Origin of the sequence: Orrella sp. JC864 (genome assembly GCF_037026685.1) — a bacterium.
In the GTDB taxonomy this organism is placed as follows: Bacteria; Pseudomonadota; Gammaproteobacteria; order Burkholderiales; family Burkholderiaceae_B; genus Orrella.
Window position 1 is genome coordinate 1 of sequence record NZ_JBANET010000026.1, and the last position, 12,675, is coordinate 12,675.

13 protein-coding genes and 1 other RNA gene are annotated in these 12,675 nt (G+C 66.6%); 6 read left to right on the plus strand and 8 right to left on the minus strand.

What is annotated here, in order from left to right:
• Positions 1–180: 180 nt before the first annotated feature.
• Positions 181–654 carry an Lrp/AsnC family transcriptional regulator gene (locus V8Z80_RS18545; RefSeq protein ID WP_155197235.1) on the minus strand — a complete coding sequence of 158 codons (474 nt, stop codon included), beginning with the start codon at positions 652–654 and terminating at the stop codon, positions 181–183.
• Positions 655–830: 176 nt separating this feature from the next.
• Between V8Z80_RS18545 and hppD the strand changes: the two genes are divergently transcribed.
• Positions 831–1,943 carry a 4-hydroxyphenylpyruvate dioxygenase gene (gene hppD, locus V8Z80_RS18550; RefSeq protein WP_155197236.1) on the plus strand — a complete coding sequence of 371 codons (1,113 nt, stop codon included), beginning with the start codon at positions 831–833 and terminating at the stop codon, positions 1,941–1,943.
• A 16-nt stretch (positions 1,944–1,959) separates the two neighbouring features.
• Here hppD and msrA read toward each other — a convergent pair whose 3' ends face one another.
• The 3 genes from msrA to ilvD all read right to left on the minus strand — a co-directional run bounded on the left by msrA (position 1,960) and on the right by ilvD (position 4,662).
• Positions 1,960–2,520 (minus strand): peptide-methionine (S)-S-oxide reductase MsrA, encoded by a 561-nt coding sequence (gene msrA / locus V8Z80_RS18555; protein WP_155197237.1) that lies wholly within the window; start codon positions 2,518–2,520, stop codon positions 1,960–1,962.
• Between the two features lie 137 nt (positions 2,521–2,657).
• A complete protein-coding gene (locus V8Z80_RS18560; protein ID WP_155197238.1) occupies positions 2,658–2,984 on the minus strand; it encodes a c-type cytochrome in 327 nt (108 codons plus the stop codon).
• The gene (gene ilvD / locus V8Z80_RS18565; protein ID WP_155197239.1) at positions 2,977–4,662 is read right to left on the minus strand and encodes a dihydroxy-acid dehydratase; all 1,686 of its coding nucleotides are present in this window, start codon (positions 4,660–4,662) and stop codon (positions 2,977–2,979) included. Before ilvD ends, V8Z80_RS18560 begins: the two co-directional genes overlap by 8 nt.
• An 89-nt stretch (positions 4,663–4,751) precedes the next feature.
• Here ilvD and lgt point away from each other — a divergent pair, with 89 nt between their 5' ends.
• Positions 4,752–5,534, plus strand: a complete 783-nt coding sequence (gene lgt / locus V8Z80_RS18570; RefSeq protein ID WP_155197240.1) for a prolipoprotein diacylglyceryl transferase — start codon at positions 4,752–4,754, stop codon at positions 5,532–5,534.
• Positions 5,535–5,620: 86 nt separating this feature from the next.
• On the opposite strand, the gene V8Z80_RS18575 is transcribed toward lgt, so the two are convergent.
• From V8Z80_RS18575 to V8Z80_RS18590, 4 genes are all read right to left on the minus strand, one after another.
• Positions 5,621–6,400 (minus strand): SIMPL domain-containing protein, encoded by a 780-nt coding sequence (locus V8Z80_RS18575; protein WP_336063066.1) that lies wholly within the window; start codon positions 6,398–6,400, stop codon positions 5,621–5,623.
• An 82-nt stretch (positions 6,401–6,482) separates the two neighbouring features.
• Positions 6,483–6,668, minus strand: a non-coding RNA gene (gene ssrS, locus V8Z80_RS18580) — 6S RNA.
• Between the two features lie 18 nt (positions 6,669–6,686).
• Entirely contained in the window at positions 6,687–7,001 is a 315-nt protein-coding gene (locus V8Z80_RS18585; RefSeq protein WP_155197242.1) for a cell division protein ZapA, read from the minus strand.
• Positions 7,001–7,429 carry a hypothetical protein gene (locus V8Z80_RS18590; RefSeq protein WP_336063067.1) on the minus strand — a complete coding sequence of 143 codons (429 nt, stop codon included), beginning with the start codon at positions 7,427–7,429 and terminating at the stop codon, positions 7,001–7,003. Before V8Z80_RS18590 ends, V8Z80_RS18585 begins: the two co-directional genes overlap by 1 nt.
• A 388-nt stretch (positions 7,430–7,817) precedes the next feature.
• On the opposite strand from V8Z80_RS18590, the gene V8Z80_RS18595 reads away from it, so the two are divergent.
• The 4 genes from V8Z80_RS18595 (at position 7,818) to V8Z80_RS18610 (ending at position 12,605) form a co-directional block, all read left to right on the plus strand.
• On the plus strand, positions 7,818–8,276 hold the full coding sequence (locus V8Z80_RS18595) for a tripartite tricarboxylate transporter TctB family protein (RefSeq protein ID WP_336063068.1): 459 nt from the start codon (positions 7,818–7,820) through the stop codon (positions 8,274–8,276).
• 21 nt (positions 8,277–8,297) lie between these two features.
• Complete coding sequence (locus tag V8Z80_RS18600) at positions 8,298–9,803, plus strand: tripartite tricarboxylate transporter permease (protein WP_336063069.1); 1,506 nt, start codon at positions 8,298–8,300, stop codon at positions 9,801–9,803.
• 192 nt (positions 9,804–9,995) lie between these two features.
• Entirely contained in the window at positions 9,996–11,633 is a 1,638-nt protein-coding gene (locus V8Z80_RS18605; protein ID WP_336063070.1) for a gamma-glutamyltransferase family protein, read from the plus strand.
• Between the two features lie 66 nt (positions 11,634–11,699).
• A complete protein-coding gene (locus V8Z80_RS18610; protein ID WP_336063071.1) occupies positions 11,700–12,605 on the plus strand; it encodes an NAD(P)-dependent oxidoreductase in 906 nt (301 codons plus the stop codon).
• Positions 12,606–12,675 lie beyond the last annotated feature (70 nt).

The window sequence follows — 12,675 nt, forward strand, 5'->3', positions numbered from 1 at the left end:
TCGCTGCAAACGACGGGGCGGTAGGCAGGGAAGGCCCAGAGGAAGCCAGAGAGAGGGGCCCGGGAAAGAGCCCGGGGAGAAAGCCCTGGGAAGAGAGGCTCGATAGAGGGGTGCCGGCAGAAGGTGCACGGGCCAGGCCAGACTGGCTGCCGGAAGCTCCCCTTTACTTTCCCCTTTACTTTATAGCGCCAGCTCCCCGTTCTCCTTGATCTTCTGCAAGGCGAAGCTCGAACGCATGTCCACCACGGAGGGATGCTGCATCAGCGTGTTCATGGCGAAATGGGAAAAATGCGCCAGGTCGCGCACCTGTATCCGCAACAGGTAATCCATGTCGCCGGTCATGGCATAGCAAGCGGCCACTTCGGGCCAACGCTGGACGTCGCGCCGGAAGGACTCCATGGGTTCGTGCCCCACGCCGCTGTGCTTGCGCAGCCGGATATTGACGTAGGCCACCAGCCCCAGGCCGATCTTTTCGGCGTCCAGCACGGCGACATAACGCTGGATGATGCCGCTCGCCTCCAGGCGCTTGACGCGCCGCAGGCATGGGCTGGGCGAAAGCGACACGCGGTCGGCCAGTTCCTGGTTGCTGAGCCGGCCGTCGCGCTGCAGTTCCTGGAGAATGCGTCGATCTGTCCTATCCAGAGTAATTTCCATGGGTTTCCTGCCAATAGCCATCGAAGATGAGCAATATTATTGCTCCAACCCCCGCGAAATCACGCAATTTCGCAATAGCCTGCCGCCCTGTCTTCCTTAGAATTTCCCCAACCGGTCCGAGCCGCCCCTGTGCTACGACAGGCCTGCGGCAGCCCCACCCACATCAAGAGGAAGACATGAGCGAGACATTCAAGCCCTGGGACAACCCCATGGGAACCGCCGGATTCGAATTCATCGAGTACACCGCGCCCGATCCCGCAGCCTTGGGCAAGGTTTTCGAATCGCTGGGGTTCAAGCCCATCGCGCGCCATCGGCACAAGAAGGTGACCCTGTACCGCCAAGGCGGCATCAACTTCCTGGTCAACGCCGAGCCAGACTCCTTTGCCCAACGCTTTGCCCGCCTGCACGGCCCTTCCATCTGCGCCATCGCCTTTCGCGTGCAGGATGCGGCCCGGGCCTACAAACGCGCCCTCGAACTGGGCGCCTGGGGCTTTGACTCGCGCAGCGGCCCCATGGAGCTGAACATCCCCGCCATCAAGGGCATCGGCGATTCGCTCATCTACCTGGTGGACCGCTGGCGTGGAAAGTCCGGCCATGGCGGGATCGGTGACATCAGCATCTATGACGTGGATTTCGAGCCCATCGACGCGCAGACGGCCGGCAGCGACATGAACCATGCCGGCGCCGGCCTGACCGTGGTCGATCACCTGACCCATAACGTGCACAAGGGCCGCATGGCCGAATGGGCCGAATTCTACGAGCGGCTGTTCAACTTCCGCGAGGTGCGCTATTTCGACATCGAAGGCAAGGTTACCGGCGTGAAGTCCAAGGCCATGACCTCGCCATGCGGCATGATCCGCATCCCCATCAACGAGGAAGGCACCGAGGAGAAAGGGCAGATCCAGGAATACCTGGATCTGTACCGCGGCGAGGGCATCCAGCACATCGCGTTGGGCACGAATGACATCTATGCCACGGTGGAACGGCTGCGCGCCAGCGGGCTTAGGTTCCTGGATACGCCCGAAACCTACTACGAATTGCTCGAGCGGCGCCTGCCCGGCCATGGCGAGGATACCGCCCGCCTGCTCCAGAACCGCATCCTGCTCGACGGCGCGCCCGACGGCGGCCTGCTGCTGCAGATATTCACCGAGAACCAGATCGGACCGATTTTCTTCGAGATCATCCAGCGCAAGGGCAACGACGGCTTCGGCGAAGGCAATTTCAAGGCCCTGTTCGAATCCATAGAACTGGACCAGATGCGGCGCGGCGTGCTCAAGACCACCGAATAAGGCAGGCGGCCAAACCCTATGTAGCCAGCTTGTCGGCGAACTGCTTGCGCATCTTGGCCACCTTGGGAGCGATGACGAACTGGCAATAGCCTTGCTGGGGATGCCGTGCGAAATAGTCGTGGTGCACGGCCTCGGCCGGCCAGAACACCGCCGGCGGCAGCAGTTGCGTGACGATGGGCGCGTCGAATACGCCTTCGCGCTCGAGCTCGGCGATGCGTTGCCCGGCTTCGCGCTTTTGCGTCTCGTCCTGCCAGAAGATGGCCGAACGGTACTGCGGTCCGACGTCGTTGCCCTGGCGGTCCGGCGTGGTCGGATCATGGGTGGCAAAGAACACCGTCAGCAGATCGCGATAGGAAACCTGGGCGGGGTCGAATTCGATACGGGCCACTTCGATATGGCCGGTATCGCCCTGGCAGACCTGCTCGTAGCTGGGACGTTCGAGCTGGCCGCCGCTATAGCCGGAGGTGACCGCCAGCACGCCGCGCAGCGGTTTGAAGACGGCCTCGACGCACCAGAAGCAGCCGCCGCCAAAAACCGCCACCTGCCTGCCCGCGCCCGATGCGCCCGAAGTAGTCATGCTTGCTCCTTGCCACGCGCGTGGCCGCTGGATGAGTGGACCGGCGCCGCAGCGCTTGCGATGCCGCCACAGGCCGTCGGACAAGCATACGAAGCGCCCCGCCCTCCCTGCAAGCGCCGGGGACGACCGCGGCCGGCCTAGGAATCAGGCTGCTCCAGCGAGAGTATCCATCGCGCCAGGTCATGCGCGGCCTGCTCGTCGACTTGCGGCTGCGCAGGCATGGGGATCGCTCCCCAACGGCCGCGGCCGCCCCGGCGGATGGCCTGGGCCAGGTAGTCCTGCGCCCCTTGCTGCCCGGCGTAACGCTCGGCCACTGCCTTGAACGAGGGCCCGACCCGCTTGCTATCGACCTGGTGGCAGGCCAGGCATTGCCTGGCCTTGGCCAGGGCCTGGCCCTGCAGCGTCTGGCTCGCGGCGGGCAGCGCCGCGCACAGCAGTGCCAGCGTCCATGCCGCTTTACTCATCGAACCGGTCCGTGACCGCGCCGCGGCTGGCCGTGCTGGCCAGCTTGCCGAACTTGGCAAGCACGCCGCGGGTATAGCGGGGAGCGGGCGGCTTCCAGGCCGCGCGGCGGCGCTCGAGCTCCTTGTCCTCGACATTGAGCTGCAGCAGCAGCTGCCTGGCGTCGATGGTGATGGAGTCGCCTTCCTCGATCAGCGCGATGGGGCCGCCCACGTAGGCCTCCGGCGCCACGTGGCCGACCACCATGCCCCAGGTGCCGCCCGAGAAACGGCCATCGGTGATCAGGCCGACGGTCTCGCCCAGGCCCTGGCCGATGAGCGCCGAGGTAGGCGCAAGCATCTCGCGCATGCCCGGGCCGCCCTTGGGGCCTTCGTAGCGGATCACCACCACGTCGCCATGATTGATCTTTCGGTCCATGATGGCGGCCATGGCGGCGTCCTCGGAATCGAACACGCGGGCCGGGCCGGTGATGACGGGATTCTTCAGGCCGGTGATCTTGGCCACGCAGCCCTCGGGCGAGAGGTTGCCCTTGAGGATGGCCAGGTGGCCCTGCTGGTAGAGCGGCTTGTCGATAGGACGGATCACGTCCTGGTCGGGGCTGGGCGTGTCGGGCACGTCGGCCAGCACCTCGGCGATGGTCTTGCCCGTGATGGTCATGCAGTCGCCGTGCAGCAGCCCGGCGTTGAGCAGGATCTTCATGACCTGCGGGATGCCGCCGGCGCGATGCAGGTCGACGGCGACATACTTGCCCGAGGGCTTGAGGTCGCAGATCACGGGCACGCGCTTGCGGATGCGCTCGAAATCGTCGATGGTCCACTCCACTTCGGCCGCGTGCGCGATGGCCAGGAAGTGGAGCACGGCATTGGTCGAGCCGCCCGTGGCCATGATGACCGAGACGGCGTTCTCGATGGACTTGCGGGTAATGAGGTCGCGCGGGCGGATGTTCTTCTTGACGGCCTCGACCAGCACGCGCGCCGACTCAGCGGCCGAATCGGCCTTTTCGGCATCGACGTTGGCCATGGTGCTGGAGTACGGCAGGCTCAGGCCGAGCACTTCGAAGGCCGAGCTCATGGTGTTGGCCGTGTACATGCCGCCGCAGGAGCCCGGGCCGGGAATCGAGCACTTCTCGATTTCCTTGAATTCCTGCTCGTCCATGCGGCCCATGGTGAATTCGCCCACGGCCTCGAAAACCGAGACGATGTTCATGTCCTTGCCCTTGTGGCGCCCCGGCTTGATGGTGCCGCCATAGACGTAGATGCTGGGCACGTTGGTACGGGCCATGGCGATCATGCCGCCGGGCATGTTCTTGTCGCAGCCGCCGATGACCACCACGCCGTCCATCCACTGGCCCTGCACCGCGGTCTCGATGCAGTCGGCGATGACCTCGCGCGAGACCAGCGAGTACTTCATGCCTTCGGTGCCCATGGACATGCCGTCCGAAATGGTGGGCGTGCCGAACACCTGCGGGTTGGCGCCGGCTTCGCGCACGGCGGCAATGGCGCGGTCGGCCAGCACCTGCAGGCCGCTGTTACAGGGAGTGATGGTGGAATGCCCGTTCGCGATACCGATCATGGGATTGTCGAAATCCTTTTCGGTATAGCCCAGCGCGTAGTACATGGCGCGATTGGGCGCGCGGGCCACGCCGTGGGTGATATTGCGCGAGCGTTCGTTGTGCGGCATTTGTCTCTTCCTTCCTTTCTCGAAAGCGGGCATTGGACATCATGGACGGCGGTTATTATCGGTCATCTTTTTTCTTCTTGCCCGCGACCATGCTGCGATACCCCGAATTCGACCCCATCGCCCTGCAAGTAGGCCCGGTGGCCATCCACTGGTACGGACTGATGTACCTGCTGGGCTTTGCCCTGGCCTGGGTGCTGGGACGCTGGCGCATCCGGCACGGCAAGACGCGGATGACCTCGCAGGACCTGGAGGACGTGATCTTCTATGGCGTGGTGGGGGTGATCGCCGGCGGGCGGCTGGGCTACGTGCTGTTCTACAAGCCTGGCTACTACCTGAGCCATCCGCTGGAGATCTTTTACCTGTGGGAAGGCGGCATGGCCTTTCACGGAGGCCTGCTGGGCGTGATCGCCATGATGTGGCTGTTCGCGCGCAAGCGCGGCTACCGCTTCCTGGAGGTGGGCGACTTCGTCGCTCCGCTGATCCCGCTGGCGCTGGCGGCCGGACGGCTGGGCAACTTCATCAACGGGGAGCTGTGGGGCCGCCCGACGGACCTGCCCTGGGGCATGGTGTTCCCGCAAGCGGCCGACGGCATCGCGCGGCACCCCTCGCAGCTGTACCAGATGGGGCTCGAGGGCCTGGCGCTGTTCGTGATCGTCTGGCTGTTCGCCCGCAAGCCGCGGCCGATCGGCCAGGTCAGCGCGGTTTTCCTGGCGGGCTACGGCGTCTTCCGGTTCCTGGCCGAGTTCACGCGCGAGCCCGACGGCTTCCTGGGCTTGCTGGCCGGCGGCCTGAGCATGGGGCAGTGGCTGTCACTGCCGATGATCGCCGCCGGCGCGGCGCTGTACTTCTACAGCGCGCGCCGCACTGGCTAGGACCGGCTGCCGCCGATGCGCCGGCCGCGCGTCCGGGCAACGGCCCGCGGGCGGGCCAAAGGCCCGGACGCAGGCCTGATGCAGATCTAATGCAGGCTGACCGTGCCGTTGACCGAGACCGTGACCATTTCGGTATCGGCCTGCAAGGGCACATCGGCAAGCTTCATGGACACGGACTCGGCGCTGGCCGCCATGGCTTGCATGCGAGGACGGACATATTGCGCGCCGCTGCCGCCCAGCTCGATCTTGCGGATACGGTAGCCGTCGAAACCGAAGGCGGCCGCCGCTGCCTGCGCGCGTTCGCCGAAAGCCTGCGCGGCCTGCTCGAGCAGGCGCCGCTCCTGCTCGGCGCGAGCCTGCTCGGACAGCGAGAAAGCGATACCGGCCACCGGCATGGTCTCGGACAGCTTGCCGGCCAGGGCCGAGGCGGCCGGGAAGTCGCGCGATTCGAGCACCATTTCGACGCGCCCGCGCCAGCCGGTGAGCTGGCCGTCGCGGTTGGTGACCGCCCAGATGCGGTAGCTGCCGTTGCGCGCGCTTACCTTGCCGTCGCCCTTGGCCTGCTTCATGGCCTCGTCCAGGACCGCCGTCAGCGCCTTGCCCACGCCGGCCTGGTCCGCGCCGTCGCGTTCGGCGGCCAGGGTGATGGTGACGGTGTCCTGCGGCAGCTCGGCAACCGCCTGGGCTTGCAGCACCAGCTCCGGCGGGCGCTGGCGCTTGCCGTCCTCGTGGCGGCCGGCCTGCTGGCCGCTGGCCGGCGCAGCGGCCCGCTCCTGGGCATGGGCCGGCAAGGCGGCAAGCAAGCCGAAGGCGGCGGCCGCGCACGCCAGGCGCAGGGGGGAAGTCGCACGGAAACGTTGATTCATGCTGGTCTCGCTTCTAGGAAGGAAAAGAAGGACGGGGGCAAAAAGCAAAAACGGGCCTGCGCAGTCGCAGACCCGTTTCGATAAATGCCCCGCATGTGCCGTCAAGGCCGGCATCTCGAACCCTGAGGTTCAAGGTGGTCGCTTCGGCCCGGCTTTGAGTTCGTCTGACGGAGAGACGATCACGCCCACCGGAAAGCCATCGCAACCTTATGCCATAAGACATAGGTTCAGAGAATGTATGGCCTAGTCACGTGCACCGCAGGGACAACCTGGCGGCAAGGCTGTGTCATACCAGCCTTTGCTGCCCGACGATGGCTTCGTCGAGCATGGTGTTCATGGCCTCTATTTTACGCTTGAAGTCGCCCACCGCCAAGCCGCCCAGCGGACCGTCGGGCGCGGCCTTCATGGCCAGCATCTCGCCGGCGATCTGGATGGCGGCCATGACGGCGATGCGCTCGTTGCTGGAGACCTTGCCGCTGCCCTTGATGCGCAGCATGAGCTGGTCGACGTGGCGCACGGCGGCGAGCAGGGCGTTTTTTTCTTCGGGAGAGCAGGCCAGCGAATAGTCGCGGCCCAATATCGATACGTCTATGCGTTCCATCAGTTGGCCTCCTGGGCGGAGTGGGCCAGAGGCTGGCCGCCCGGCAGCTTGACCAGGACGGCGTCGATGCGCTCTTGCGCCTGCACGGCGGCGCCATGCAGGCGGGCCAGTTCGGCCTCGCGGGCCTGGTAGCGCGCCTGCAGGCTGCGATATTCGCCGGCCTGGCGCTCGAGCTCGGCCTGCAGGCGCTGCTCGGCGCCGTCGGCCTGGGCCTGCAGGGATTCGCGCTCGCGCACCTGCTCGTCCAGCCGCGCCTGCAGGGCCTGGGCCCGGTCCTCGGTGTCGGACTGGCGCTTCCTGAGCGCGTCGCGTTCCTTTTCGACCTCGCCCAGGCGCGCGCGCAGGGCGTCGCGCTCGGCGTGCAGCTGCCGCGTCCGCTGTACGAGTTGCCCGATGCGGGCCGCGAGTTGGTCTAGATCTTCCAGCATGGGCGCTATCGTAAACCATAGTCGGCGGCAGGGGGATGCCGCCGCCGGCGCTTCGTTGGTAATAGATTGCATCCTCCCGTCCTATCGAATTACTTTCGCTTCAATCCCCCCCTCTGCTTTCATAAATCTTGCCATTTGCTTTCAAGGCGCTTTCATTTGTCTCACAGGCAGATGAAAGCACGGCCAAAAGACCCTAACCACCCCCGAGTTTTAGGGAAAACCCCACGTACTTAGGACATCTTCCAGGTATCACTTGGGCCAGCGCTCCATTACCATGTCGCCTTTCAAAAGGCTTCGGCAGCCTTTCAGCCATTGAAAGCGGAGCCATCAACCACGTTTCAAGGGTACTAACCAACACGTTGTTCGCGCACGGGGTTTAGGAGTCAACATGCAGCTAAGAAACAAACAAGACTTCTGGTCGGGGGTGATGTTCGTCGCCCTGGGCCTGGGGTTCGCCTACCAGGCGACCTCTTATCAAATGGGTACCGCAGCACGCATGGGGCCGGGCTACTTTCCCTTCTGGCTGGGGATGTGCCTGGCCTTGCTGGGCGCGGTCGTCGCCCTGACCGCGCTGCGGCCCAAGGCAACCGAGACCAAGATCGACAAGCTCGATTTCAAGATCCTTGCCATCATCATCGCCTCGGTCATTCTGTTCGGCATCCTGCTCCAGCCCTTGGGCCTGTACCTGTCGCTGTTCATCCTTGTCGTGCTCAGCAGCCTGGCCAGCCATGAATTCAGCTGGAAAGTCGCCCTGGCCAATGCGATCTTCCTGGTCGTGTTCTGCTGGCTGGCATTCATCAAGGGCCTCGGCCTGATCTTCCCCCAATGGCCCGCCTTCCTGGGCTAAGACTGAGGCTCCGACACGATCATGGAACTTTTCGACAACCTGGCGTTGGGCTTTTCGGTCGCCTTCACGCCTGAGAACCTGCTGTACGCCCTGCTGGGCTGCATCCTGGGCACGCTGGTGGGCGTGCTGCCGGGCCTGGGCCCGGTGCCCACCATCGCCATGCTGCTGCCCATCACCTACGTGCTGCCGCCGGTGGCCGGCCTGATCATGCTGGCCGGGATCTACTACGGCACGCAGTACGGCGGCTCGACCACGGCCATCCTGGTCAACCTGCCGGGCGAGACATCCGCGGTGGTGACAGTGCTGGACGGCCACCAGATGGCCAAGAACGGACGCGCCGGCGCGGCGCTGGCGCTGGCGGCCATCGGCTCGTTCTTCGCCGGCTGCGTGGCAACGCTGCTGCTGGCCGCTTTTGCGCCGCCCCTGGCCGAAGTCGCCTTCAAGTTCGGCCCGGCCGAGTACTTCTCGCTGATGGTGCTGGGCCTGGTCGGCGCAGTGGTGCTGGCCTCCGGCTCGCTGCCCAAGGCCATCTGCATGATCCTGCTGGGCCTGCTGCTGGGCATGGTGGGCACCGACGTGAACTCGGGCGTGGCCCGCTACGATTTCGGCATCCCCGAGCTGCAGGACGGCATCGACTTCGCCATCGTGGCCATGGGCGTGTTCGGCTTCGCCGAGATCATGACCAACCTGGAGCAGCGCGAGAACCGCGTCGAGGTCAACGACAAGGTCGGCACGCTGTATCCCAACAAGCAGGAGTTCCGCGAAGCCGCCCCGGCCATCGTGCGCGGCACCGCCCTGGGCTCGATGCTGGGCATCCTGCCCGGCGGCGGCGCGGTGCTCTCGTCGTTCGCCTCCTATACGCTGGAGAAGAAGCTGTCCAAGACGCCCGAGCGCTTCGGCAAGGGCGCGCCGGCCGGCCTGGCAGGCCCCGAGTCGGCCAACAACGCCGGGGCGCAGACCTCGTTCATCCCGCTGCTGACGCTGGGCATCCCGGGCAACGCCGTGATGGCGCTGATGGTCGGGGCCATGACCATCCACAACATCCAGCCCGGCCCGCAGGTCATGAGCAGCCACCCCGAGCTGTTCTGGGGCCTGATCGCCTCGATGTGGATCGGCAACCTGATGCTGGTGGTGCTGAACCTGCCGCTGATCGGCCTGTGGATCAAGCTGCTGCGCGTGCCCTACCGCATCCTGTTCCCGGCCATCCTGGTGTTCTGCACCATCGGCGTGTATTCCCTGAACTACAACGTCTTCGACATCTACACGACCGCCGCCTTCGGCATCATCGGCTACATCTGGGCCAAGCTCAAATGCGAAGGCGCGCCGCTGCTGCTGGGCCTGGTGCTGGGCCCCATGATGGAGGAGAACTTCCGCCGGGCGCTGCTGCTCTCGCGCGGCGACTATGCGACCTTCATCGACCGCCCGCTCTCGGCCTCGCTGCTGGGCGCCGCGGTGATCCTGGTGGTGCTGGTAGCCCTGCCGGCCATCCGCAAGAAGCGCGAAGAAACCTTCGTGGAAGAAGATTGACCGCCTCCTTCGCCTGGCTTGAAGAAACGCCTCCTTCGGGAGGCGTTTTTTTTTGCGCGCCGGGCCGCCCAAGGCGAAAAACAGCTCCTTGAGGGCGGCAGGCCCAGGCGCAGCGCTGGGCCTCTATTTGCTGCATTGCACACAAGACGCTGCGATAAGCTACGGGTTTACCCGCAACCAGGCGCCTTTTCGATGAGCATGGACTGGAGCAATCCCTACCCGTGGACCCGCCCGGCGGTATTTGCTCGCAATATCGTGTCCGCCTCGCATGGCCTGGCCACCCAGGCGGGGCTGCGCATGCTGCAGCAGGGCGGCAATGCCGCGGATGCGGCAGTGGCCGGCGCGGCGGTCCTGGCGCTGGTGGACCCGGCCAGCAACGGCCTGGGCTCGGACTGTTGCGCCCTGGTCTGGGACGGCGCGCGCCTGCATGGCCTGAATGCCGTCGGGCCGGCCCCGGCCCGGTGGCACGCCGACTATTTCCAGCGCAAGCACCAGGGGACGATGCCCGCCAAAGGCTGGGACAGCGCCACCGTGCCCGGGGCGGTGGGCGGCTGGGCCGCGCTGCACGCCAGGCTGGGCAAGCTGCCTTTCGACCAGGTGCTGGCCCCGGCGCTTGATTATGCCGAACGCGGCTTCGCCCTTACGCCCTGGGTGCAGCGCAAATGGGCCGCGCAGGCGGACCAGCTGGCCACCATGCCGGGCTTTGCCGAGCATTTCCTGCCGCGCGGGCGCGTCCCGCACGTGGGCGAGCGCTTCGTGCTGCGCGGGGCGGCCGAAACACTGCGCCGCATCGCCGAGTCGGCCGGACGCGATTTCTACGAGGGCGAGACCGCCCAGAAGCTGGTCGCCCATGCGCAGGCCCACGATGCGGTACTGAGCCTGAACGACCTGCGCAGCTACGCCCCCCAGTGGGTCGAGCCCATCGCCATGCCCTATCGCGGCCACACCATCCATCAGCTGCCGCCCGGCGGGCAAGGCCTGGGCACGCTGATCGGGCTGGGCATCCTGGCGCAGTTCGACCTGGGCGCGCAGGCGGCCGATCACGCCGATACCCAGCATCTGCTGATCGAGGCGGCCAAGCTGGCGCACGCCGATATCCAGAACCGCGCCTGCGATGCCCGGGACATGGCGATCGCGCCTGCCGCCCTGCTCGATCCGGGCTACCTGCAAGGGCGCGCGCGGCAGATCGATCCCAAGCGGGCCCAGCTGCTCGCGGCTGGCAAGCCCGCCGCGTGCGGGGCTGTGTGCCTGACCGTGGCCGACCGCAACGGCATGATGGTGAGCCTGGTGCAATCGAGCCATACCGGCTTCGGCTCGGGCGTGGTGGTGTCGGGCGTGAGCCTGCAGAACCGCGGCGCCGCCTTCGATGCGGACCCGCAGCGGCCCAACGGCGTGGCGGGCGGCAAGCGGCCGCTGCACACGTGCTCGCCAGGCTTTGTCAGCAAGGACGGCGCTCCGCTCATGAGCCTGGGATTCACGGGCGAAGGCATGCAGGTACAGGGCGAGCTGCAGACGCTGGTGCGCATGATCGACTATGGGCAGCAACCCCAGGCCGCCTGCGACGCGCCCCGCTGGCAATGGCGCGGCGGCCTGTCCGTGGCCTGCGAAGCCGGCCTGGGCAACGAGCTGCGCGCCGGGCTGGGCGCGCGCGGCCATCTTGTCGAATGCCGGCCGGATACGGCCCGGCCTGACGCGGCTCGACCTGAGGCGGCCCGGCCGGGGATCGATTTTGGTTCGGGACAGGTGGTGCTGCGCCTGGGCGACCCGGCGGCCGAGGGCCATGCCGGTGCCTGCGACGGCCGGCGCGATGGATCGGCGGCGGGATACTGACGCGCGGCGGCGTCCTTGCTATAGACTTTGGGCTCCGCCCAACGCCAAGACAAGGAGACTCCCCGCATGGCATCGATCGCTAGCAAGTCCTACGAATCCACCGCGCCCGTCAAGGTCGCCTATCTGGGCCTGGGCGTCATGGGCCTGCCCATGGCGGGCCATCTGGCCCGCGCGGGCCACCAGGTCACCGTGTACAACCGTACGGCAGCCAAGGCCCAGAGCTGGGCCGCCGAGTTCGGCGGCCAGGCCGCGCCCACCCCGCGCCAGGCCGCGCAGGATGCGCAGATCGTGTTCGCCTGCGTGGGCAACGACGACGACCTGCGCAGCGTGACGCTGGGCGAGGACGGCGCGTTCGCCGGCATGAAGCCCGGCAGCATTTTCGTGGACCACACCACCGCTTCGGCCAACGTGGCGCGCGAGCTTTACGAAGCGGCCAAGGCGGCCGGCCTGCAATTCGTCGATGCGCCCGTCTCGGGCGGCCAGGCCGGCGCGGTCAACGGCGCCCTGACGGTCATGTGCGGCGGCGAGCAAGGCGCCTTCGACACCATGCGCCCCATCGCCGGCGCCTATTCGCGGGCCGTGACGCTGGTCGGCGAGCCCGGGGCCGGCCAGCTGGCCAAGATGGTGAACCAGATCTGCATCGCCGGCCTGGTCCAGGGCCTGTCCGAAGCCATCGCCTTCGGGCAGCGGGCCGGGCTGGACATGAAGCAGGTGCTGGAGGTCATCGGCAAAGGCGCGGCGCAAAGCTGGCAGATGGACAACCGCGGCCACACCATGGTCGATGGCAAGTTCGATTTCGGCTTTGCCGTGGACTGGATGCGCAAGGACCTGAGCCTGGTGCTGGACGAGGCGCGCCGCAACGGCGCCCGGGTGCCGGTGACGGCGCTGGTGGACCAGTTCTATGGCGACGTGCAGAAGATGGGCGGCGGCCGCTGGGACACCTCCAGCCTGATCACGCGCCTGAAGGACTGACACGGCCGGGGGCCGCCCGCCCGCGGCACTGTCTTGCGGCGCGGGCGGCGGCGGCGGGCGGGCTATCCGC